Source organism: Entomomonas moraniae, assembly GCF_003991975.1.
Taxonomy (GTDB): Bacteria; Pseudomonadota; Gammaproteobacteria; order Pseudomonadales; family Pseudomonadaceae; genus Entomomonas; species Entomomonas moraniae.
On record NZ_CP029822.1, the window covers coordinates 783,526 to 807,282 of the forward strand.

Annotated in this window: 17 protein-coding genes; 11 read left to right on the forward strand and 6 right to left on the reverse strand. The window is 38.4% G+C overall.

Annotation, left to right across the window (positions count from 1 at the left end; genetic code table 11):
- Positions 1-23: 23 nt before the first annotated feature.
- Together DM558_RS03765 and DM558_RS03770 are read left to right on the forward strand one after the other, a co-directional pair.
- Positions 24-5,480: a DNA repair ATPase gene (locus DM558_RS03765; protein ID WP_127162119.1), complete on the forward strand. Its 5,457-nt coding sequence runs from the start codon at positions 24-26 to the stop codon at positions 5,478-5,480.
- Positions 5,470-6,030, forward strand: a complete 561-nt coding sequence (locus DM558_RS03770) for a rhomboid family intramembrane serine protease (protein ID WP_228411804.1) — start codon at positions 5,470-5,472, stop codon at positions 6,028-6,030. Before DM558_RS03765 ends, DM558_RS03770 begins: the two co-directional genes overlap by 11 nt.
- A gap of 12 nt (positions 6,031-6,042) precedes the next feature.
- Here the strand turns inward: DM558_RS03770 and DM558_RS03775 are convergent, their stop codons facing one another.
- Positions 6,043-7,764: a thiamine pyrophosphate-dependent enzyme gene (locus tag DM558_RS03775; RefSeq protein ID WP_127162121.1), complete on the reverse strand. Its 1,722-nt coding sequence runs from the start codon at positions 7,762-7,764 to the stop codon at positions 6,043-6,045.
- Positions 7,765-7,898: 134 nt separating this feature from the next.
- Between DM558_RS03775 and DM558_RS03780 the strand changes: the two genes are divergently transcribed.
- Genes DM558_RS03780 through glpK form a run of 4 tightly spaced genes read left to right on the forward strand, consistent with a single transcriptional unit; the run spans position 7,899 to position 11,712 of the window.
- Positions 7,899-9,176: a sensor histidine kinase gene (locus DM558_RS03780; RefSeq protein WP_127162122.1), complete on the forward strand. Its 1,278-nt coding sequence runs from the start codon at positions 7,899-7,901 to the stop codon at positions 9,174-9,176.
- A 9-nt stretch (positions 9,177-9,185) separates the two neighbouring features.
- The gene (locus DM558_RS03785) at positions 9,186-9,746 is read left to right on the forward strand and encodes a response regulator transcription factor (RefSeq protein ID WP_127162123.1); all 561 of its coding nucleotides are present in this window, start codon (positions 9,186-9,188) and stop codon (positions 9,744-9,746) included.
- 2 nt (positions 9,747-9,748) lie between these two features.
- On the forward strand, positions 9,749-10,225 hold the full coding sequence (gene ybaK, locus DM558_RS03790; RefSeq protein ID WP_127162124.1) for a Cys-tRNA(Pro) deacylase: 477 nt from the start codon (positions 9,749-9,751) through the stop codon (positions 10,223-10,225).
- The gene (glpK, locus tag DM558_RS03795; protein ID WP_127162125.1) at positions 10,225-11,712 is read left to right on the forward strand and encodes a glycerol kinase GlpK; all 1,488 of its coding nucleotides are present in this window, start codon (positions 10,225-10,227) and stop codon (positions 11,710-11,712) included. The genes ybaK and glpK overlap by 1 nt, the downstream gene beginning before the upstream one ends.
- A 4-nt stretch (positions 11,713-11,716) precedes the next feature.
- Here glpK and DM558_RS03800 read toward each other — a convergent pair whose 3' ends face one another.
- From DM558_RS03800 to queD, 3 genes are all read right to left on the reverse strand, one after another.
- On the reverse strand, positions 11,717-15,439 hold the full coding sequence (locus DM558_RS03800) for a translocation/assembly module TamB domain-containing protein (RefSeq protein ID WP_127162126.1): 3,723 nt from the start codon (positions 15,437-15,439) through the stop codon (positions 11,717-11,719).
- Positions 15,436-17,151, reverse strand: a complete 1,716-nt coding sequence (locus DM558_RS03805) for an autotransporter assembly complex protein TamA (protein WP_127162127.1) — start codon at positions 17,149-17,151, stop codon at positions 15,436-15,438. The genes DM558_RS03800 and DM558_RS03805 overlap by 4 nt, the downstream gene beginning before the upstream one ends.
- A gap of 164 nt (positions 17,152-17,315) precedes the next feature.
- A complete protein-coding gene (queD, locus tag DM558_RS03810; RefSeq protein ID WP_127162128.1) occupies positions 17,316-17,672 on the reverse strand; it encodes a 6-carboxytetrahydropterin synthase QueD in 357 nt (118 codons plus the stop codon).
- A 225-nt stretch (positions 17,673-17,897) separates the two neighbouring features.
- Between queD and DM558_RS03815 the strand changes: the two genes are divergently transcribed.
- The 4 genes from DM558_RS03815 (at position 17,898) to DM558_RS03830 (ending at position 20,953) form a co-directional block, all read left to right on the forward strand.
- Positions 17,898-18,446: a DUF4124 domain-containing protein gene (locus DM558_RS03815; protein ID WP_127162129.1), complete on the forward strand. Its 549-nt coding sequence runs from the start codon at positions 17,898-17,900 to the stop codon at positions 18,444-18,446.
- 61 nt (positions 18,447-18,507) lie between these two features.
- Positions 18,508-19,266, forward strand: a complete 759-nt coding sequence (locus DM558_RS03820) for a lysophospholipid acyltransferase family protein (RefSeq protein WP_127162130.1) — start codon at positions 18,508-18,510, stop codon at positions 19,264-19,266.
- Positions 19,267-19,382: 116 nt separating this feature from the next.
- Positions 19,383-20,189, forward strand: a complete 807-nt coding sequence (locus DM558_RS03825; protein WP_127162131.1) for an inositol monophosphatase family protein — start codon at positions 19,383-19,385, stop codon at positions 20,187-20,189.
- A gap of 179 nt (positions 20,190-20,368) precedes the next feature.
- Positions 20,369-20,953 (forward strand): NAD(P)H-dependent oxidoreductase, encoded by a 585-nt coding sequence (locus DM558_RS03830; RefSeq protein ID WP_127162132.1) that lies wholly within the window; start codon positions 20,369-20,371, stop codon positions 20,951-20,953.
- On the opposite strand, the gene DM558_RS03835 is transcribed toward DM558_RS03830, so the two are convergent.
- Positions 20,950-22,128 (reverse strand): multidrug effflux MFS transporter, encoded by a 1,179-nt coding sequence (locus tag DM558_RS03835; protein ID WP_127162133.1) that lies wholly within the window; start codon positions 22,126-22,128, stop codon positions 20,950-20,952. The genes DM558_RS03830 and DM558_RS03835 overlap by 4 nt on opposite strands.
- A gap of 117 nt (positions 22,129-22,245) precedes the next feature.
- Here DM558_RS03835 and DM558_RS03840 point away from each other — a divergent pair, with 117 nt between their 5' ends.
- Positions 22,246-22,863 carry a TetR family transcriptional regulator gene (locus DM558_RS03840; RefSeq protein WP_127162134.1) on the forward strand — a complete coding sequence of 206 codons (618 nt, stop codon included), beginning with the start codon at positions 22,246-22,248 and terminating at the stop codon, positions 22,861-22,863.
- 23 nt (positions 22,864-22,886) lie between these two features.
- Here DM558_RS03840 and xthA read toward each other — a convergent pair whose 3' ends face one another.
- Positions 22,887-23,705, reverse strand: coding sequence for an exodeoxyribonuclease III (gene xthA, locus DM558_RS03845; RefSeq protein WP_127162135.1), 819 nt, complete (start codon positions 23,703-23,705; stop codon positions 22,887-22,889).
- Between the last annotated feature and the right edge of the window lie 52 nt (positions 23,706-23,757).

Here is a 23,757-nt window from a genome sequence, read left to right on the forward strand (position 1 = left end):
TTGTTAATTAAGCGGAGTTATGAATGGCTGATTCCCAAGCGGTAGCACAAGAGCAAGAACTACTAGATAAAGCAGTTGCGGAAGGGGGAGCTTATGAGGTGCTTAATAAGCGTCTCCATGAGCAAGGACAGCAATTAAGCAAGCAAGTAGAGATCATCAATCAACAGCGTTTAGATGAGTTTAAGCGCAGCGACATGCAAGTGATTGGTCGAATTCGTATTCGTACTGAAAATAATAGTGTTGCACGCGATATTGTACGTGTCGGTGATTGGCTTTTATTTGGCTATAATGTTTTTTTAGGGTTGAAAAAAGAAACTCATGTTGAGGATGTTTTCTCTCTTCATAAACTCATTGCGATTGATGATGGTTTTGATGTTGAGCATATTCCTTTAGAGGGAACTTTTTTAAGTGATCCAAGCTTCGTAAGGGATTTTTCAGAGTTATACGCTTATTATAAAGATGCTAAATTATTACAGTTAGCCCATAATAATGGCCGCTTGTTGGCTAGTTTCCAAATGGGCGATAAGGTTAGCGATATAAGGGTATTTCGTTGGTCTCTCTCAGCCGACCAGAAAGAAGTCAGTTATATTGATAACCGTGGTGATCGTGATATTGCTTTACCGGCTCCTTATGATTTTGAGTGGCAGAAAACTAATCGTGAAATGCGTGTCAATGGTAAGTACCCTCATATTAATATTCTTGATACCGTTTTTGTTGAGACCATCGGTGGTGATTTAACTGTCAAAGTTGAGAATAATACCAGCACAGGGTTAGGAATTTATAGTGAACCGGTTATCGATAAGACACAATCTGTTGATGATGGACAAATTGAATACGCAAAACTAGGTAGCTTAATTCTATTAAAAATATTGCCTTATCGTGAAGAAGCATGGCGTTACTTTGTTTACAATACGATAAATCAAACAGTGGAGCGCATTGATGAGATAGGATTATCGTGCGTACAATTGCCAGAAGACCACGGTATTATTTTCCCTGGTGGTTATTATCTCCAAAACGGTGAGTATAAAAAATTTGATTTATCCATGAGCGGTATGCGCTTTAAACGCTCAGCAAAATCTCCTAATGGCGAAGATGTTCTGTATATATTCTATGAGCCTAGCGAAGGTCGTAGTGTGTTGTTTACCTACAATATGATTGAGCGTCGTTTACAAAATCCTATAGTGGGTCATGGTTATGCGCGTTTTGATGATGGAAAAATGGTCATATTTGCCAATGAAGGAGAAGAGCCTATTCGCGTTCATCCTATGCAAGTATGGCAAACGCCTTATATGTCGGAAGAGTATGTGGCAAGTCAGCCTGCCAGTAATACCTTTTGGGGACGTATAGGGAACCCCGAGCTGGTTAGAGGGATTTCAGACCTCTATAGTTTAGGGCGTGATATTAATAATAAATCAGTCTCTGTTAATCACTATAATTTAATTCGTGAGAATATTCGTAAGTTATTGGATACTTACAACTGGTTAAGTGACAGCCATTGTGGTGATGTTGTTCAATCTGTTCGTGAGATCGCTGCAACCAGTGATGCAGTACTTGATGAGTATGAAAAAGTTGAAAGTATACGTCGCCAATCTGCAGAAGCCTTAACTCAAGCAGAGCAGCAACAAAAAACGCTTATTACCTCGTTACGTCCTGACAGTTGGGAGACTATCCAGGAATATGTTGATGGACTCCAAGGTATTAGCAAACAATTAGGTCATTTATTAACGATTCGTGAAAATCGTTACATGAACGTGACTAAAGTTGATGAATTAGAGTCACAGTTAAAAGAAGCTCAACTGAAAATTGCCGAAGCCACAGGCAACTTTCTCTCAACACCTGAAGCACTTGAACCATTTTCTGAGCAATTAAAGGTTTTAGATGCACAAGTTCAAGAAGTAAAAACAGGTATTCAGCTAGAAGAACCTTTACAAGGTTTGAAAGACTTAGGTGATAGCTTAGATACAATATCGCAGCTGATGAGCTCATTAAAAATTGATGATGCCAACCAGCGAACACTCATTGTTGAAGCGATATCAAGCATTTATGGTCGTTTGAATCAAACTAAAGCTAGGGCAGAGCAACGCCGTAAATCATTACGTGGTCAAGAGTCTGTTGCTCAGTTCGGTGCACAGTTTACGTTATTCTCACAATCGATTACCAATGCACTTTCGTTGGCGACAGACCCTGAGCGTTGTGATGACCAACTATCGCGTTTATTAGTGCAATTAGAAGAGTTAGAAAGTCAGTTCAGTGACAGTGAAGAGTTTTTAACTGATATTCTTTCTAAACGAGAAGAACTGTTAGAAACATTTGAATCCCATAAACAGTCATTACTTGATGAAAGACAGCGTAAAGCACAGTCATTGCAGGATGCAGCATTACGTATTTTAGAAAGTATGAAGCGCCGCACAGAGCGTCTTACAACACAAGAAGAGCTTAATGCTTTCTTTGCAGGCGACCCACTGGCATTAAAGCTGCGTGAGTTATCAGAAAAGCTAAGAGAACTAAAAGACAGCGTTCGTGCTGATGATTTAGATGCGCGTTTAAAATCAACAAAAGATCAAGCTGTTCGTAGTCTACGTGATAAGTCAGAAATTTTTGAAGCTGGTGGCAATGTTATTAAATTAGGGCCACGCCATCGCTTTAGTGTTAATACTCAAGAGCTTGACTTAACTATTATGCCACGAGGTGAGCAGCTTTATACTCACTTAACAGGAACTGATTATTTTGAGTCATTAGGTAAAACAGAACTCGATGACTTAAAAGATTACTGGCAATATAACAGCGAGTCAGAATCACCAAACTTATACCGTGGGGAGTATTTAGCTGGCCTTATTTTACACGCGGCGGAAAATAATGAAAATGGTCTGACAATAGATTTGCTTGAGCAACAACTTAAAGATCCAGTGTTACTAGAAAAAACAGTCAGAGACTTTGCCGCGCCGCGTTATCGAGATGGTTATGAACGCGGTATTCATGACCATGATGCGGTATTATTATTAACTAAACTAATTCCTTTACACCGTAGTGTTGGTTTATTACGCTATCCGCCTTTAGCGCGTGGTTTTGCGGTTTTATTCTGGGGGCGTTGGAAGGATAATATTGAGGCTGAAAAGTGGCCTGAGCGCGCTAATAATGCCATGAATATGGCTCAGTTATTTGGCAGTCAGCAAGCACTTAAAGAATTACAAGTAGAAATTTCACAGGCGATGTCTGGCTATTTAGAGGTACATCACTTACCAATTGATGCACAAACACGATCAATGGCCGCAGAGTATTTAGTCAATGTGTTAACGGCAGGTGTTAATGTTGACTTTGCATTTACTCGTTATGCTAAGCAATTGATGGAGTCGCTTAAAAAGCGCTTAGAAAATGCGCAAATGTGGCTTGGTTTCCAACAGTCACTCAGTAATTTACAAGGTAGAACATTAGCCCGCTGGGAATTGGCAACAGGCTGGTTTACAGCATTATGCAATGCCAATGATAATGAAGTAGTGATTGAAACCGATGATGATCTTGGTGCATTAAAAAATTATATTCCAGAAGCTGTTGCCTTAAGTTTATTGGATGAAAGCGTCTTATGGCGTTTTACAGAAATGGATTTACGCTTTAGTGTTGAAGGTTTGATGGGCGAGCACGATCGAATTAAAGACACTAAAATGATTTTAGGTATTGATGATTTTTATGATCGTTATGCGTATCAGCAACAGGTGTTTGTTCCTGCTTATCAGCGTTATCAAATGTTACGCCAGGAAGTGATTGTTCGTGAGCGTAATGCGTTACGACTTGAAGAGTTTAAACCAAAACCACTGAGTTCATTTGTTCGTAACCGTTTAATCAATGATGTTTATCTAGGCATTATTGGTGATAATTTAGCCAAGCAAATGGGAACGGTTGGTGAGAATAAACGGACTGATTTAATGGGGCTTCTAATGCTTATTTCTCCTCCTGGTTATGGTAAAACTACCTTGATGGAGTATGTAGCGAATCGTTTAGGGCTTATCTTTATGAAAATTAATGGGCCAGCGATAGGTCACCAAGTGACCTCTGTTGATCCAGCACAAGCGCCAAATGCCACAGCTCGCCAAGAGCTAGAAAAACTCAACTTAGCCTTAGAAATGGGTAATAATGTGATGTTGTATGTGGATGACATTCAACATACTAATCCTGAGTTTTTACAAAAATTCATTTCTCTGTGTGACGGTACGCGTCGTATTGAAGGGGTTTGGAAAGGTCAAACCAAAACGTATGATATGCGTGGCAAGAAGTTCTGTGTGGTAATGGCAGGTAACCCTTATACGGAGTCAGGTGATGTCTTTAAAATCCCAGATATGTTAGCTAACCGTGCGGATATTTATAACTTAGGTGATGTGTTAGGCGGTATGGAAGATGTATTCCGTTTAAGTTATATCGAGAACTGCTTAACTTCAAACCCTGTATTATCACCTTTAGCGACACGTGACATGGCCGATCTTTATCGTTTTGTTGATAAAGCCGATGGTAAACCTTTCTCAAGTAATGAGCTTAGCTATGATTATAGTGCAGCAGAAGTTAATGAGATTGTGTCGACATTACAGCACTTAATGCGTGCTCGTGATTTAGTCTATAAAGTTAACTTACAATATATCTCCAGCGCCGCACAAGCTGATAAATACCGTGTTGAACCACCCTTTAAGTTACAGGGTAGTTACCGTAACATGAATAAGTTAGCTGAAAAAATTACAGCAGTGATGAATGATCAAGAGTTAATGCAATTGTTAGAAGATCATTATCAAGGTGAGGCACAATTACTTACAACAGGTGCTGAAGAAAACCTATTAAAGTTAGCTGAGCTTCGTGGCAATATGACTGAGCAACAGCAGGAGCGTTGGGAGCAAATTAAACGTGACTTCTTGCGTAATAAAACCATGGGGGGAGATGAAAGCATTGGTAACCGTGTAGTTGCACAATTACTTGACTTATCTGAAGGGGTTAAGTCTATTGCTACTCGGCCTGAACCGCAGACACCGTGGGAACAGCTAACAGGGCAATTTGCTGAAATGATTGTTGCATTGAAACAACAACCTGAACCAGCACCATGGGATAAGTTGTTTAAGGAGTTTGGTCGTCTTACTCAGGTTATGGATAAGCAACCAGAGCCTGCTCCATGGGATAAAGTTATTGAGCCGTTATCTCATATTAGTGAGGCTTTACAAGATAAACCAGAAACAAATATTCAAGTGGTCAATCAGCCTGTGCCAGGGTTAGATGGTGTGTTGACAGCATTAGCTGAAACGCTAGAGTATACATTCATGCCGATGTTAAAAACCATGGATAAAAAACTGGATTTAGACTTGCGTAATCATCAGCGTATGCAAGATATTATCACAGAGCTTAAACTCCTCGGTCAGCATGTGGGTATGCATCCAAAGCAGATGATTGAGACAACAGTAAAAGCGGGTACAAATATTCAGAGTAATTATAAAGAAGATGCTAATTAAGCAGTTACGCATTTTATTTCTATTAGCAGGATTAATGGTAGGTGTTTATCTCATTAATCTTGTGTTTGGAGGTGTTTTGTTTTCCTATGGTTTAATTCCTCGCAGACTAACAGGTCTGTGGGGAGTTTTTACTAGCGTTTTGATTCATAAAGACCTAGGCCATTTATTAGGTAATCTATCGGCATTATTAGTGCTTGCTTGGCTATGCATGTTACGTTCAATCCGTTATTTTATAATAGCGAGTACGTTTATTATTATTGTGGGTGGTTTGTTACTATGGCTCTTTGGGCGTAGTGCTTCACATATTGGTGCCAGTGGTTGGATATTTGGTTTATGGGGGCTGCTTCTTGCCAATGGCTATTTTGAAAGAACCATAAAAAATATAGTGATCAGTATTGCCGTCATCGTCTTGTACAGTGGTTTTGTATTTGGTTTATTACCTGATAAACAAGTTTCGTTTGAAGGACATATTTGTGGAATGATTGCAGGTATTCTCTTTTCATGGTTAACCCATAAAACAAAAATCGCTAAGCATAATGGATATGCTTAGCGAAACACTTTTTTATTTCTTTACAAAGTTATCAATAAGTAGCCCTGTAACATCCTCTGTACGGCCTGCTAACGTAGCTTTTACTGTATACATTGCCATACCAAGCACTTGCCCCGTTTCTATTTGAGGAGGCATTACAAGTTCGTAAGGACTTGTGTGAACATCCAATAAAGCAGGGCCTTTTTGATCCAAAAACTCTTTAACAGCCGATTCTAAATCATCTGAATGCGTTACTTTTTTACCATAAAACCCAATGACCTCAGCCAATTTCGCTAGATCAGGGTTTTGAAGATCGGTGTAGTTGTTAACGAGTCCTTCAACTTTTTGTTCGAGTTCTACGAAGTTTAACGAGGAATTGTTAAGAACGACAATTTTAACTGGTAGCTTCTCTTGAACTGCGGTTAATAAGTCGCCTAACAACATAGTTAATCCCCCATCCCCTGAAAGAGAAATTACTTGGCGATTAGGGAACGCTTTTTGTATACCTAATGCTTGGGGCATTGCATTGGCCATGGTTCCATGTTTTAGGCTTGTCAGTGTGCGCCGCTTACCATTAGCTTTGATGTGGCGTAATATCCAAACCATGGCGGAACCACCATCTGCAGTAAAGGCGGCATCTTCAGAGGCATATTGGTCTAATAGCTCCACAAGGTACTGTGGGTGAATTTGACCGCTCGGCGTACGTTGGGCTTTTTTATCTAGTTTAGCGATTGTTTTTGTATGCATTTGTGTGTGGTGGTCTAAAAAGCTAACATCTTCTTTTTCAGAGAGCAAAGGAAGTAGTTTATTTAAGGTTGCTTTTATATCACCTAGGGCTCCCAAAGTAATCGGATGGCGTCTGCCTAAATGGGAGGCCTCTTTATCTATTTGAATGATGGTTGCATTGTCAGGATAAAATTGTGACCAAGCAAAGTCGGCACCCAATAAGAGGAGTGTGTCACAATTTTTAACCATATGAAAGCCTGACTCAATACCCAGCATGCCCGTCATTCCCACATTGTAAGGATTGTCGTATTCGACGAAGTCTTTGGCTCGAGAGGTGTGAGCAATAGGAGCTTTTAATTTTTTAGCAATTGCTATGAGTTCATCATGTGCATTTTGACAACCTAATCCTGCATAGATACCAATTTTTTTACCTTTAGCAAGGAGTTGGCTAATACTCTGTAACTCTTCATCACTCGGTGTTATGACTGGAGAAGGATGATATGTGTGAATAGCTGGGTTGTCATCAACTTTAATTTGGCTAATGTCTACCGGTAAAATAATAACGGCAACGCCTTTTTTATTGATCGCTGTTTGTGCTGCTAATGCAGTAATTCTTTGAGCTTCGAGGGGATTACTAATTTGCTCACAAAAAACAGAACAACTACTGTAAACAGCTTTAAAATCAACTTCTTGAGGAAAGTCAGTGTTAAGTGAAGAGGTGGCAAGCTGGCTAGCAATTAAAACAACAGGTGCACCATTTCGATGGCTTTCAAATAGTCCGTTGATAAAGTGTAGGCTACCAGGGCCACAGGAACCTGCACAAGCCGTTAGTGTACCTGTTAAGTAAGCTTCTGCACCTGCTGCAAATGCTCCAACTTCTTCATGCCTTACATGGATCCATTTTATATCACTTTTATGAATAGCTTCTGTTACATAGTTTAAAGTATCTCCTACAATACCATAACAGTGCTTTGTTCCTGCTTTTTGTAATGTTTCTACAACAAGTTGCGCTACCGTCTTTTTAGACATAAACTTTCTCCTTTTAGTGAAATACGGGTATATACTATCGGATTTGACAAATTAACTATTACAATAGTTAAAGTTAATTTGTTTCATAATTTATTATTCTGCATAAACGACATCTAATATAGGTACATTATTATATGCTTGTCCCTGCTAAGTGGTTTTTTGCCAGTCGCCTCAACCTTTGGGGGCTTGTCTCCATACGTGTGCTTGTATTTTCTTTACAGCTTGTTTCGGTTATTATCTGTTACATTTATAAGCTATTTTATTTGCCTTGGGATATTTTGGCGTTAGTTTTTGTTGCCTCATTTATTTTATGTGTGTTAACAATTATCAGATTAGCCTATATTTCTTTTCCTGTCAGTGATATTGAGTACGCCATTCAGCTTGCTTGTGATTTAACTACCCATGGGATACTTTTATACTGTACCGGTGGCGCAACAAATCCGTTTGTTTCTTATTTTTTAGTGCCTATTACTATCGCAGCGGCTACGCTACCTTGGCTTTATACTCTTTGTTTAGTGACCTATGCTATTTTTGTGTATAGTCTATTATGGACTTGGAATATTCCATTAGAGGTTCAGACTATTTGGGGAAGTAATACTGAATCATTACTTATCAATTTACACCTCATGGGCATGTGGTTGAGTTTTGTTTTTTCTACGGTATTAATTGGTTTTTTTGTTAGCCAAATGGCGGTCACATTACGTCAGCAAGACCGTAGAATTGCAGACTGGCGTGAGGAGGGATTACATGATCAGCAATTACTGGCGGTAGCAGCACAAGCAGCAGGGGCTGCACACGAATTAGGAACGCCGCTCTCAACCATGACGGTTTTATTAAAAGACTTGCAAGAAACCTACAAGGATCCTACTTTACAACAAGATTTGGTCTTATTACAGCGTCAAGTGCAGTTATGTAAGGGTAGCTTACAACAATTGGTTCGAGCCTCTGAAGCAGATAGAATGCATGAGTCAAAAGAACAGTTAGTCTCTCACTGGGTTAATACAGTATTACAAAGCTGGCACCTTATGCATCCTGAGGCAAGTTATACTTATAAAACGTTAGGCAAACATAATGAGCCCGTTTTTAAGCCCCATACAACACTTAGCCAAGCATTATTGAATATTTTAAATAATGCTGCAGATGCATGCCCCGACGAGATAGAAATTGAACTATCATGGACTAAAACTGATTTTACTATTAATATTCATGATAAAGGGGCTGGTATTCCTTCTTTTATAGAGAATAAGATTAATAAACCCTTTGTTTCTTCTAAAGAAAAGGGGTTGGGATTGGGGTTATATTTAAGTCAAGTGAGTGTAAGTCGTGCAGGTGGTAGTTTAAGGTTGTATAATCATAAGAAACAAGGGACAATCGCAGTACTACAATTACCGTGCATAAAAAATAAATCATAGAGAGTTGTTATGGTAGCGCAAGTTTTATTTGAAGGTGATGATCAGCCACATTTGTTATTAGTAGATGATGATGAGACTTTTACCCATATTATGGCACGTGTCCTCGTGCGTAAAGGGTTACGGGTATCTATTGCTGATTCTTCTGAAAAAGCTTTAGACATAGCAAGGGAGGATCTTCCTGAATATGCTGTTGTGGACCTAAAAATGAATGGCGAGTCAGGACTAGTTCTTTTACCGAAATTATTAGAGTTAGATCCTGAAATGAAGGTGGTCATTTTAACGGGGTATTCCAGTATTGCTACTGCGGTAGAAGCTATTAAAAGGGGTGCCTGTAATTATCTTTGTAAACCTGCTGACGTGGATGATGTGTTAGCCGCCTTGTTGGCAAAGAATGTGGATGCTGATAAGATAATTCCTGACAGCCCTATGTCAGTTGATCGACTGGAGTGGGAGCATATTCAGCGTGTGCTAAATGAATATGATGGTAATATTTCGGCTACAGCACGTGCGTTAGGTATGCATCGTAGAACATTGCAACGTAAATTACAAAAGAGGCCCGTAAGACGCTAATCATGACTCCTGCTATTGCCTTATTGAAAAAACAAAAAATCGCTCATCAATTAATGAGTTATGAGCACGATGAAAACGCAATATCCTTTGGGTTAGAAGCTGCAGAAAAGCTTGGTGTGGCACCAGAGAAAGTATTTAAAACACTGTTAGTCACAACCGATAACAACGAATTGTTTGTAGGTATTGTGCCTGTTTTAAAACAACTAGATTTAAAGCACATTGCCCATGCAGCAGGTGTTAAAAAAGTAGAAATGGCTAACCCCTCATTAGCAGAGCGTGTTACGGGTTACTTAGTTGGTGGCATTAGCCCTTTAGGGCAAAAAAAACGATTAAAAACCTTTATTGATAACTCTGCTGAGACTTTAGATACTATGTATGTTAGTGGTGGGCGTCGTGGTTTAGATATTGGTATCTCACCTTGTGATTTAGCAGGTGTATTAAGCGCGCAATTTACCTCGTTAGCTCGAGACAAAGATTAATGGTTTCTTATATTTTATCAATAGATCAGGGAACAACCAGTACTCGTGTTATTATCTTTGACCCACTAGGGCATCCCATAACCACTGCGCAAAAGACAATGGAACAGTCTTTTCCTAAAGATGGTTGGGTAGAGCATGATCCACATGAAATTTGGTCGACGACATTGGCGTTGTGCCAGCAAGCACTTAAACAGGCTCATTTGAAGGGTGAGTCAATTATTGGTATAGGCATCACAAATCAACGTGAAACCACTATTGTGTGGGATAAACTAACGGGAAAAGCTATTTATCCTGCGATAGTTTGGCAGGATAGACGAACAGCGGACTATTGCCAATCTCTTAAAGAAGCAGGGTATGAGCAACAAGTGTTGTCTAAAACAGGTTTGTTAATTGACCCTTATTTTTCTGCTACAAAATTGCGCTGGATTTTAGATAACGTACCCAATGCTAGAACAAAAGCCTGTAAGGGTGAGTTGCTTTTTGGTACGGTGGATAGCTTTTTATTATGGAACCTAACGGGCGGTCAGTCGCATTATACAGATGCAACTAATGCGGCACGTACTATGTTGTTTAATATTCATGAACAATCTTGGGACAACGACTTATTAGCATTATTTGATATTCCTGAAGCTCTATTACCTACTGTTTTGGATTGTGCGGCTGAGTTTGGCCATACACAAAATGGGATGTTTGATTGCCAAATTCCTATTTTAGGTATTGCTGGTGATCAACAGTCAGCGTTGATAGGACAGGCCTGTTTTAATGAGGGAATGGTTAAAAGTACTTATGGTACAGGCTGTTTTATGATTAAAAACACAGGTACAGAACCTGTTATATCAAAAAATCGTTTATTAACCACTATTGCGTATCGTTTACAAGGCAAAACAACCTATGCGCTTGAAGGAAGTATTTTCGTGGCAGGCGCCACAGTACAATGGCTTCGCGATGGTTTGAAGTTATTTGCAAATACATCAGATGCTGAGCTTATCGCTGAATCAACTCCTGATACCAGAGGGGTTTATTTAGTTCCTGCTTTTACTGGTTTAGGTGCCCCTTATTGGGATCCAAAGGCGAGGGGAGCTATTTTTGGATTAACAAGGGATACAGGAATTCAAGAGATTGTTACCGCAGGATTAGAGTCTGTTTGTTATCAAACCTGTGATTTACTTTTGGCGATGCAAGAAGATAGCGCTAGCCCATTGACAACTCTACGGGTTGATGGGGGAATGGCTATTAATAATTGGCTGATGCAGTTTTTAGCAGATATTTTAAATATTACGGTAGAACGCCCTGTGACCAATGAAACAACAGCATTAGGCGTTGCTTGGTTAGTCACACTGCAAGCCAATATTTATCAAAGTTTAGATGAGATTGCAAGCCACTGGTCTTTACAGCGATGTTTTACCCCCGTTATAGCAGAAGACAAACGTCAACAACTTTATAACGGGTGGTTAAAAGCTGTTGAGCGTGTTTGTCTAACTCAGTAACATACTATTTAAAGCTCTTTTTGTAGAAAATATCGAGAGAGCTCGCAGTCCCTCCTGCTGCTTCTAAATAAATGCTTTTTGTTAGTTTATAACGAAGCATGATGGTATTGACCGCTTTGAAAATACTCACGCCATAGTGGATACTGAGTTTATCATTAATTTTGCCACTGGCTGTCAGGCTAGTATCATCGCCTGATCCTGATGCGTCTAGCTGAAAATCTTCTAGTCCCACTTTGCTGGCAAGTTCTCCAACGGTTTCTGATGTGCTTGCAACTCCCATTGCTAAGGCTGCTTGGGCAAGTACATTATTATCTCCTGCTCCCAGAGGACGACCAAAAATAATATAAGACAGAGCTTGGTCTTGACTCATTGAGGGGGTTGAAAATACAGTTATTTTTGGCTGACTTGTAAAACCTGTTACTTTAACGCCAGCGGTTACATTATCAACCATTCTAACTGCTTCAATATCAAGACTTGGCTCTGTCATGGAACCCGTAAATAAAATATTGGCACGGGTAATGTTTAATTGCTGGCCATAAGCACGATAAACACCATTTTTTAGATTAATTTCACCTTGAGTAAAAAGGTTTTTGGTAATGGATAAATTACCTGTAATAGTTGAGGTTAGACCAAAGCCTTTAAATGATAGATGCTCTTGTCCAATCAGTACTTTGACATCCATGTCGATTTTCATTGGCATTGTCTGTTCTGGTGCTTTTTGAGTCACAATAATAGCATCTGAAGAAACAGTGACGGTTGAAGGGGGAAGTTCGCGTACAACAATACTTCCAGTAGGAATATTCACTACTCCTGCAACAGAGAGTGCATTATTGTCAATTTTTAGCTTTAAGTCTGTATTGGCTTCGAGGTTAGCATAGGGTGCAATAATAATGGGAAGTTTACTGGCTTTTAGACCCAGGTTGAGGTTTATACCATTGCTCCAGTTCGCATCGCCAGTGATTTTTGCATGCCCTTGTTTACCGCTACTCCAAGAACCATCGATTGTTAGTGACTCACCTTCGATCATGGCGGTGGCCTGTAAGTTTTCTAAAGAAACTGAGATATCTCCCATCACCGTACCATTTTTTAGTGTTACTTTGCCTGATACATAGGGCTTCTCTAGTATACCGCTGATTGTACCTTTACCATCTATTTTACCTGATAATTCACTAACATCTGGAATAAAGGGACGTAAAATGCCGATATCAAAGCCATCAATACTAAAATCTCCTTCAATAGGCTTATTGTTCGCAAGGGGGTTAAGTATGATTTGTGTATGAATATTACCTAGTGTTGTACTTTTAAACTCAAGTGTTGACGTGATTTTATTGGGCGTTAAGTTAACCAATACGTTTAATGCTTGATAAGGGAAGTCATACCATTGCTCCTCAGTACTTTCTTGTAGTTGGAATACCCCTGCGTTGGTTTTGATCTCAATAATACCTGACATTCCTTGTTCAAGAATTTTGAGCGTAATATCGGCCGATAAAGTGCTTTTCCAATTAAACGTTTCAGGATACCAGGGCTGTAAACTTTGCATAGCAAAGTTGGCTAATTGATAGTTAATTTTTGGATGCGGTAAAAGTGTTTGTTGGTCTTTTGCGCAGAGTGTGGCTTGCCCATTTTTAAAGCAATGAGCTGAAAGCGTTAGTTCGCCTGTATGGGCATAGTTAAGCCGGGTTTTATTTTGTAGTTGCCAATTTTGCCCTTTAGCGTCAACTTGTAGTTTATTGATAGAGGCTAGCCAGTTTTGTTTTATATCTTGTTTGCTATCAATTTGTGTTGATAGGGTGAGGATTCCCCCTGAGATATCAAGACTTAACTGCTGCTGTTTTATATCACCAGAAGCCGTAAGATTTAAATTCCCCAAGGAGGTTGTTCCAGAACTTATATGACTGGCTTGCAGCTTTATCTGGGCTTGTTGCATGGCATTTAAATTAGCATTTAATTGTATACCATTAATTTTTTGCTCTTCAAAACTTAAACGTTTACCTGTTAAGGACACGGTCGTTTGAGGTTTTTCGAGGGACCCCAATAGTTCTACTTTTCCTATGACGTTACCTGTTAACGTAGGTAATAATTGCTTTAAGTTAGGCAGATTGATATTCACATTTGCTTTTAAGGAACGGCTTAGCTCACCTTGACCTGTGATTGTATTATTGCCCACTTTTATTAGTAATTCTGGAACATGCCATTGATTTTGCTTGGCTAATACCGTTGCTTTTATCTGCGTTGCTTGTTTGTTGAGTATGCCTTGGATATTGGCTTTGCTGTCAGTTTCTATTGTATCGCCTATTGTCCCCGTACTTTGAACAACTCCGCTAAGTGAACCGGTTAAGTCCTTTAGCCAATAATTGGGATTAATATTTTTTAAATTAAGGCTAGCAAGCCAATGGAGTTTGGGGGTAAAGTCTAGTGCTGCAGTACCATTAATATTTCCTTTATCAGGGGTATCGATTTGTAAAGTTTCTAACGTTAAATGCTTAAGATCACCTGTTATTTTCGTCTGGAGCTCAAAGTTCCCTGCAGGACCAGTAAGATCGGCACCTAACTGTGCACGATACATATCATTTTGATAGTTAAGCTTAATATTGGCTGTTTGTAAGTCAATAGGGGGAGGTGGATCAAGTGGGTAAAGCTCTTGCCAAGGAAAATTATGATAATTAAGCGTGGCATCAGCAGTTAAGTTGGGTTGGAAACTAGCATTTCCTTTAATATTAACGACTTGTTGCTCTGTTGTTTTGAGTATTAAGTTTTTAACATCAATCTGCTTAGTTGTTATAAAGCTATTTAGCGTCAGATAAACAGGAGTTGTTTTACCTGCAAAGGTAGAGTTAGTACTAACAGTATAGCCATGTTTTAAGTCACCTGTTGCATTAAGGATAAGCTGTTTAATTAAGAGTGTATCAGGTAGTTCTATTATGTTATTTGGAATAAAATTATTTATTGTTAAGGAGAGCGTTGCAGGTAGATTTTCTTCTAATACGCAAGCGGAGGCTTGTAAGTTAGCATCTAAATACCCCGTACTGGCAGTTTCTAGTAGAAGTTTTTTTTGCAAATCACCTTTGACATTTAAGGCCAGTAGCCATGGGGTTTGGTATAGTTCATTAAGCTCTATTTGGCTTTTAACTTCTAGCGGCCAATTATTAGCAAATTCAATATGGCCTTGTAGTGTTGCATTGGCTTTAGCTTGGCCATTGTGCAATGTTAATTGTCCTATAGTAACGTGTGTATTTTTCCATGAGGCGCCTTTTAATAAGGCTTGGGATAAAATTTCTTGCTTATCTATGAGTAGTTTTTCCAGTATGACCGTTTCAATATTGATTGTAACAGGAGTATTAAGCGTCGGAAGCCTTGTTGCTGTTTTATTTTGTTCTTTTGCGTTTGTTTCACTGTTGACCGAGTCTAATAAATCAATATCTAATTGTTTTACTTTTAATTGGCTAATACAGACATTGCCTGTAAGTAAACAACTGGCAAACCAGTTAAGTGAAGGGTTCTGGACAGTTATTTTTATCTCTTCACTTTGCCAGATAAGCTCTTCGGCAGACCAGCCACCACTTAATGTCCCTTGTGAGTTTTTTACAGAAAGATTAGGTATGCTGTTGAGTAAATAACGACTGCCAGCCTCTGTTTTGATGGCAAGAATCAATGTCATTAAAATAAGTAGTAACACTAAAATAATAACAATAAGAGCGTATTTTGCAATTTTTAAAGTTAACTTCATAATTCAGGCCCCATGGAAAAGTGGAGTCGTATTGAGTGATCTTCAACACCGTGAGCAAGATCCACGCGAATAGGGCCAACAGGGGATATCCAGCGAATACCAACACCAACGCCGGTTTTGAAGGCCATGTTCCAACTATTACTAGCATTCCCTTTGTCAATAAAGGTTGCTGCACGCCATTTTTCGGCAAATTGGTATTGATACTCGAGACTACCGGCTAGCATGTATCGCCCCCCAACTCTTTTACCATATTTGTCTTTAGGGGAGAGTGTTTGATAATTATAGCCACGAACACTTTGATCACCCCCTGCATAAAAACGCAAAGAGGGGGGGATTTTACTGTAGTTTGGGCTATCAATGCCCCCGACTTCAACACGGCTAAAAAAACGGTGCCTAGATGCAAAGGTATAAAGTCCTTTGGCAGAACCTGTGTAACGAATAAAGTCAGCCGCGGAAAGAACGTTTTGTTTAGCCCCGGACAAGCCAAACTGTAGACGGTATCCTTGTGAAGGATCGATGTTATTATCTGCTTTTAAATAAGAAAAATTAAACCCAGGCATTAAAAACATACGTGTAGCATTTTCATGATCTATATCGTAAGTTTCATCTTGCCAACGTAAAAATATTGTACGCATCCAACCATTACTAAGCTTTTTATTACGCTCAACACCTAAGGTATATAGCGTACTTTCGGTGTCGACAATATCTTCATGTTGTAATCCAGAGATAAAACGAATATTGTCTGTCAGCGGGTTTTCCATGGGTATTTGGTACCACGCGGATATACTTTGTCGAGGCTGCGATACCTCGGTTGTAAAGCCAAGTTTATGTCCACTGCTATTTATCCATGGGCGCTCCCAATCAAGTTGTGCTCTAGGACCTAAATCAGTAGAAAAACCGGCTCCTACACTGAGTACTTTTGATTTGGCTGCTGTTACATTGGCAGAGACGGGAATTTCAGTGTGTTCTTTATCTATTGGGAGGGCGTCAATACGCACTGTTTCAAAATAACCACTAGATTGTAAACTATTATTTAACTGAGCGATAAGGTCAGCATTGTAAGGAGTGCCTTCATTGAAGTTGACAAATCGGTACAGTAAGTCATCCTTAAAAGGGTTTTGTTGTTGATTAAATGTGACTTTACCAAGGCTTGCTCTTGGGCCACTTTTATAAGTTAGATTAACATCTGCTGCGTGTTCCTCAGGGTTTATCAGTAATTGATGCTTTGTAAACTCTCCCCAAAAAAAACCATAATAAAGTGCTTGTGACTTTATTTGTGATTTTGTTGCATCATAAGCGCCTTGATTTAATATAGCCCCTTTTCTTAGTTCTTTATGTCCTACATTTTTAAATGCTTCTAATGTAGTAGCTGGGCCTAGAATCTTTATATCAATACTTTTTAATCGAATAGGGCTACCTAGTAAGACTTTTACCTTCAATGTAGGATTTTTACTCTTTCTGCCTGAAATCCGAGTATGAACTTCTGTGTCATAGTACCCTAATGCTTGGCTTGCTGAGGTTGCTTTTTCTTTTATAACCGATTGTAAGCGTAGTAGGGTGGCTATATTTTGGTCTTCAAAACTACCAATATAAGCTTCGATATTATCTTTGACTGCTTTATTATCAGGTATAACTTCAACGACTACCTGATTGGCATGAATAACAACACTATAACTGAGGAGGGTCGTTAATAAGGAAATTTTAAAATGCATAAGCAAAAGATAACATCATTTGTAATTAATTGCTTAGTTTATACTAATCAGTATCTCTTATAAATAATGACATGTAGCTTATACATATTATTTAGTATGAAAGATATTGTTTATGTTAATAATAGCCATCCTATTTTATTTAGGGTGGCTTTTTGATGTAAAGTCTATTGACCTGTATATTCACAACCGCTGGTGCAAGTTTCTCTAATACACACTTTGGATAGCTCTGGCAGTAGGGGTTTTAGTTGCTGCCAAACCCAAATAGCTAAATTTTCACTGGTGGGGTTTTCTAAACCTTTTATTTCATTTAAATAGTTATGGTCAAGCTGTTCATAAATGGGTTTGAAAATTTGCTTTATTTCGGAAAAATCTTTAATCCAGCCCATTTTAGGGTCAATATTCCCTGTTATATAGAGTACAACTTTAAAAGAGTGACCATGTAAGCGACCACATTTATGCCCATCGGGAACATAAGGAAGACGATGTGCCGCCTCAAAAGTAAATTCTTTAAATAATTCCAAAACAATTGCCTATTTCTATATGATTGATATTGCTATTTTAGCAAGGAGTTATTAATAACTCCACGCGTTTTATTTGTTTATCTAGCAATGTATGTTAAAAGAAGGTATTGAGTATATGATGTGATATAAATCAATAGTGCTTGAGTATAACAACCAATTAGTGCAACTTTGTAAAAATATGATACAATTTTAGTCAATGAAAATTTAAAGCCAAGGACACTTTAGATGAAAAAAATTGGATCTTTAATTCTATCACTGATTGCTATAACTTCTGTTCAAGCTCAACCATATAAATGTAAACAAGAAAATGGTAAGTATCTGTTTTCTGATATGCCTTGTGTTTCTTCTGTAACTGAGGTCTTAGAGAAAACAAAAATTGATTATGATGGTGTCATTGTCTATTTGGCTGTCACGGCTGATCCTAACCCTCTGCCTAATAGGATTGTGAATCAGTTTTTAGATAAAGTTGATGATGCATGTAAACAGAAAGATGGTCAAAAATTATTCAGCTATTTCTCTACGGACTCTCAAGAAAAACTTAAATTCCGCATTATTAATAATGATCCGTTTACTGCTGTTTCTTATGTTTGTAGTAGTATAAACAATATTAAAAAAGAAGTTGAAGAGTCAAAAGAACCTGTCTTATTTGCAAGTAAAAAACCGGGTAAAGCGATTGAGTTATGTCTTTACACTGCAAAGAAAGGACTTGAAAACTGTTTAGGTAACACAAAAATTATTGCCGAAAAGGGCGATTTAAAATTAGATAATCTTTAAGCAATAAGTTAAGTAATGTAATAAAATATGATTTAGTTTGGTTTTATTAAGCAATGAAATAATGCAAGATTCAAGGCAACGAGTTAATTTTATTACAGCTATTTGGCGAGTTATTAAGCTCACTTGGCATTTTACTTTAGGTTTACTTAGATTATGTGTATTTAATAAATTTTATACTGAAGCAGATAAAGAGGCATTCGTGCAATCTTGGTCTAATAAACTTTTAAAGTTATTAGATATACGAGTTATTATCCAAGGTGAAAAGCCTACACGGTTTAATAATACACTCTTGGTTGCAAATCACATTTCATGGTTAGACATCCTGATTATTTTTACTGTCTTAAAACCGCGTTTTGTCGCAAAAAAAGAAATTGCTAGCTGGCCTATTGTAGGTATGATCGCTAAATTGGGCGATACTATTTTTATTGAAAGAGAAAATAAACGTAGCATTACCCATGTTAATGTATTGATAACCAAAGCATTGCAAGCAGGAAGTTGTATTGCTGTTTTTCCTGAAGGAAAAACCTCCTTAGGTGTGTCAGTAGAACCATTTAAGTCTTCGTTATTTGATTCGGTATTACACTCTAATGGCCAAGTCTTACCGATTGCATTGCAGTATTTAGACAATGCTACATCCATAACAACACGTCCTTCGTTTGCTGGTGATACAACCTTATTACGTAGTATATGGAATGTTCTAACTTGTTATAAACTAACCGTTAATATTTCTTTTGAGCAAACATTACCTGCATATCAATTTTTAGATCGTAATAGTTTAGCGGTTGCTTCAAGACAGGAGATTATAAAGCATTGGCTATAGTTTTATTAGACTTTACTTTTTTATAACATTGGTCTCATAATTCAAATTAAGTTTTTCTCTATATAAAAACTTTCTGGTATAATTAGCCATTTTACAAATCTCTTGGAAGTTTTCTCATGCAGCCCATGCTAACCATTGCCTTACGTGCCGCTCGTAGTGCTGGCGAATTTGTTTTTAGAGCAACAGAGCGTTTAGATAGCTTAAGTCCCCAGCAAAAACAAGCCAACGATTATGTTTCAGAAATCGATAAGCAGTCAGAAGAAATGATCATTGCCGCTTTACAAAAAGCGTACCCTAACCATGGTATTTTGGGAGAGGAAACAGGTTTAATAAAAGGCAAAGATGAAGGTGAAGATTATTTATGGATCATTGATCCATTAGATGGAACCACTAACTTTTTGAGAGGGGTCCCTCATTATGCAGTAAGCATTGCTTGCCAGTATAAAGGGCGGTTGGAACATGCAGTGGTTTTGGACCCAGTACGTCAAGAAGAGTTTACTGCAAGCCGTGGTCGTGGTGCGGCAGTCAATGGCAAGCGTATTCGAGTCAGTGCTCGGAAAAGTTTGGAAGGGGCTTTATTAGGGACAGGTTTCCCCTTTAGGCAAGATCAACTATCTGGTTTAGACAACTATTTAGGAATGTTTCGTGACTTGGTGGGCATGACTTCTGGCATTCGTAGAGCAGGGGCTGCAAGTTTAGATTTAGCGTATGTCGCTGCTGGACGTTATGATGCTTTTTGGGAGTCAGGACTTTCTTCTTGGGATATGGCGGCTGGTGCTCTTCTTGTTCAAGAGGCCGGTGGCTTAGTTAGTGATTTTTCCGGAGGGCACGAATTTTTAGAGAATGGCCATGTTGTTGCAGGTAACCCTAAGTGCTTTAAAGCCGTGTTACAAACCATTCAGCCTCATCTTGTAAAAAGCTAGTTTTTCTTTATACAAAAGCCTTGTTTTCTATTTATTAGAAAGCAAGGCTTTTTTTATTGTGTGCTTTTAAAACAATAGGAAGTTTACATTTGCTATAAAATATTTGTTTGCTTTAGGCGTGTGTTGAGCTATAAAGTAGGCGAGTACATATATTATATGAGCCAATTCTTGGAGTAATTATGAAAATATTATTGATTAATGGTGCGCAGGAGTTTGCACATTCTGGTGGGTTGTTGAATACGACACTGCATAAAACAGCAGTTAAAGTTCTGCTAGAACTTGGTCATCAAGTAAAAGAAACACATATTGAGCAAGGCTATAATGAAACTGAAGAAGTAGAAAAAATATTATGGGCTGATACCATTATCTACCAAATGGCTGGTTGGTGGATGGGAACCCCTTGGAAAGTTAAACGCTACATGGATGATGTTTATACAATGGGAGCGGGGCAATTGTATAAAGATGATGGGCGTACCCGTTCTGATCCTAAAAAGCAATATGGCACAGGTGGTATGTTACAAGGTCGCCGCTATATGCTTTCTGTGACATGGAATGCGCCTTTAGAAGCATTTAATGAGTTTGGGGATTTTTTTGATGGGCGAGGTGTAGATGGTGTTTACTTTGCTTTTCATAAATCACAGCAATTTTTAGGGTTATCGGCATTGCCTACTTTTATGGCAAATGATGTTATAAAAGCTCCTCATGTGGATGACTATATTGCTAATTATCAAGCGCATTTAACCACAACATTGGGTAGCGCTTAAATTTTGTATTGTAAGTGCTTAGTGAAGAGGTAAGTGATTGCAATCCCTGTAGAAGCACAAAGACATAACATTACTGCTGTAGGGTAGATAGTTCCATTTTGTAGCCATGCGGTAAGCCCTGACAAGCTTGCCGCAATAGCAAACTGGAGTGTTCCCATAAGTGCAGATGCACTGCCTGCTTGTCTGGCATCAATAGACATGGCGCAAGCCGTAATATTGGGTAGAAGTATGCCTATAGTGCCCATGAAAATAATAATAGGTATGACCATTAGCCAAACAGGTGCTTTAAAATAGCTAGCTAATATTAATAATAATGCAGCACTCACCGATATCCAAAGAATTTTAGGAATCCAAAACATAGAGGGGTGCTTAGCCAATAGAATATAATTTAATTGCGCAGATAGCATAATACTTAGAGAGTTGAGTGCAAATAACCATGCATACTGTGTATTTGTTAGCTCATAAAGCTCAACGAATATAAAGTGAGAACTCCCAATATAAATAAAAAGCCCTGCTAAGACAAATCCACCGACAAAGCTGAAGCTGATAAATTGATATTTTTTAAACAGTGCTTTGTATTGTTTCATTGCTGTAGAAATAGGTGGCCTTGGTGCATTAGGATGTAATGTTTCGGGTAACCAACAGAATGTTGTTGTAATGATAATGACTGCAAAAATAAAACAGAAATAAAAACTTGCATGCCATGTTTCATAGTATTGAAGTAGCCAACTCCCAATGAGAGGGGCAATCATAGGGGTAATTCCACTAACGAGCATAAGTTGTGAGAAAACCTTAGCGGCTATTTTAGGGTCACATAAGTCCCTGACTACGGCACGCGATATCACCATACCAGCGCAACCCCCTAATGCCTGTAATACACGTAATGCAATAAGCCACTCAAGGCTTGTGGCTAAAGCACAACCTAGTGAGGCGAGCATGAATATGCAAAGGCCAAAAAGTAGAGGTATTTTTCTTCCTAACTTGTCTGTTAATGGGCCATAGAGAATCTGCCCTGCAGCGAGACCAATCAAGTAAACAGAAAGACTAAGTTGGATTTTATCTGACGTCGTATTAAACTCTTCAGCCATCGAGGTGAATGAAGGTAGATAGAGATCGATTGCGATAGGCCCAAAGGCATTTAAGCTAGCTAAAATAAGTATAATTCGTAAAGTCATGAGAATTGAAAATAAACTGATAAACAATAATTGTACAGAATTTGTTAATATACGTACATCTTGTTTGTAAATATATTAAAATAAAGCCTGAGTACTACGTAAGAGTGATTATTTATTATGCGGCGAACTAAAGAAGATGCTGAAAAAACAAAACTGGCTATTTTAGAAGCAGCAGAACAGCTTTTTTTAAAAAAAGGCGTATCTAAAACAAGCCTAGAGGAAATAGCACGCACAGCGGGAATGACTAGAGGTGCTGTATATTGGCACTTTAAAAATAAAGACCATCTAATTAATGAGTTGATGAGTCAGATATTTAAGCCTGTTGAGGATGTATTTGACGAGTTTCTGACAATGGATGGCTCTGTTATCTTAAAACTATTTGGTTTATTTAAGAATATCTTTGATCAACTTTCCAGTGATGAGAGGGTCCGTAATATATTTACCATTTTATTAAGACGTTGTGAATACACTGAGGAGCTAAGTGAGTCAGAAGCACGGTGTAACAATATGATAGCAGGCTTTATTAATCACTGTGCAGGGCTTATTAGCCAACCAGAGACGGCCAAAAAACTTCGACCAGACATTACGCCTGAGTTGGCTGCTCATATGTTGCATATAATGACCAGTGGTGTTTTGAATGATTGGGCAAGAGATCCTCAGCAGTTTGCGGCTGGTTATAACCCAGAGATTATTATCAGAACTTTTTTTAGAAGTATCTTTGTTGATTGGGAATAAAATGCTACAACGAGTAGTTTAAACTACTCGTCATTTAGCTCTAACCAAATAGGGCAGTGGTCCGATGGCTTTTCCATTGCTCTAATTTCGTAATCAATACCCGCTGTTTTAAGGCGTTGCTTTAAGATTCCTGATGCTAATATTAAATCAATTCGTAACCCTCTCTTTGGGGTGTCCTCAAAGCCTCGACTGCGGTAATCAAACCAACTAAAAAGATCATCAGTCTCTGGGTGAAGCATTCTAAAGCTATCAATAAAACCTAAATTTTTTAACTTATCAAGCCACTCACGCTCTTCCGGCTGAAAACTGCATTTGCCTGTTTTTAACCAGCGTTTAGCATTTTGTTCACCAATGCCAATATCGCAATCTTGAGGAGAAATATTAAAATCTCCCATAATAATCATTGGCTCAGCTGACTTGCTTTGTGTCTCTAAAAACTGCTGGAGATCGGCATAAAATTTTTGTTTAGCAGGAAATTTTATAGGATGACTTTTACTTTCGCCTTGTGGAAAGTAACCATTCATAATCGTTATGGATTTTCCGCATTTATCTTTATAAGTTCCATAAATGAAGCGACATTGAGCATTCTCGTCGTCTGAAGGGAAACCTTTATAAATAGTTAATGGCGGGGTTAACGATAATAAGGCAACACCGTAATGTCCCTTTTGCCCATGATATTCAACATGGTAGCCAAGTTTTTCAATATCTGCTAAAGGAAATTGAGGGTTGTCTACCTTTGTTTCTTGTAAACCGATAACATCAGGCTGATATTTATCGATAATTGCTTTTAATTGATGGGGACGAGCACGCAACCCATTAATATTAAATGATATAATTTTCATAGTAAAATAATCCTTATATAATCAAGAGGATATAAAATATTACTCTTAATTA

Bases quoted from the DNA above. Each gene is read 5' to 3' on its own strand.
- DM558_RS03820 (WP_127162130.1), top strand. From the start codon at position 18,508: ATGCAAGATTCAAGGCAACGAGTTAATTTTATTACAGCTATTTGGCGA.
- DM558_RS03800 (WP_127162126.1), bottom strand. From the start codon at position 15,439: ATGAAGTTAACTTTAAAAATTGCAAAATACGCTCTTATTGTTATTATT.
- glpK (WP_127162125.1), top strand. From the start codon at position 10,225: ATGGTTTCTTATATTTTATCAATAGATCAGGGAACAACCAGTACTCGT.
- DM558_RS03830 (WP_127162132.1), top strand. From the start codon at position 20,369: ATGAAAATATTATTGATTAATGGTGCGCAGGAGTTTGCACATTCTGGT.
- DM558_RS03780 (WP_127162122.1), top strand. From the start codon at position 7,899: ATGCTTGTCCCTGCTAAGTGGTTTTTTGCCAGTCGCCTCAACCTTTGG.
- DM558_RS03775 (WP_127162121.1), bottom strand. From the start codon at position 7,764: ATGTCTAAAAAGACGGTAGCGCAACTTGTTGTAGAAACATTACAAAAA.
- ybaK (WP_127162124.1), top strand. From the start codon at position 9,749: ATGACTCCTGCTATTGCCTTATTGAAAAAACAAAAAATCGCTCATCAA.
- DM558_RS03815 (WP_127162129.1), top strand. From the start codon at position 17,898: ATGAAAAAAATTGGATCTTTAATTCTATCACTGATTGCTATAACTTCT.
- DM558_RS03770 (WP_228411804.1), top strand. From the start codon at position 5,470: ATGCTAATTAAGCAGTTACGCATTTTATTTCTATTAGCAGGATTAATG.
- DM558_RS03805 (WP_127162127.1), bottom strand. From the start codon at position 17,151: ATGCATTTTAAAATTTCCTTATTAACGACCCTCCTCAGTTATAGTGTT.
- DM558_RS03765 (WP_127162119.1), top strand. From the start codon at position 24: ATGGCTGATTCCCAAGCGGTAGCACAAGAGCAAGAACTACTAGATAAA.
- DM558_RS03785 (WP_127162123.1), top strand. From the start codon at position 9,186: ATGGTAGCGCAAGTTTTATTTGAAGGTGATGATCAGCCACATTTGTTA.
- DM558_RS03835 (WP_127162133.1), bottom strand. From the start codon at position 22,128: ATGACTTTACGAATTATACTTATTTTAGCTAGCTTAAATGCCTTTGGG.
- DM558_RS03825 (WP_127162131.1), top strand. From the start codon at position 19,383: ATGCAGCCCATGCTAACCATTGCCTTACGTGCCGCTCGTAGTGCTGGC.
- DM558_RS03840 (WP_127162134.1), top strand. From the start codon at position 22,246: ATGCGGCGAACTAAAGAAGATGCTGAAAAAACAAAACTGGCTATTTTA.
- xthA (WP_127162135.1), bottom strand. From the start codon at position 23,705: ATGAAAATTATATCATTTAATATTAATGGGTTGCGTGCTCGTCCCCAT.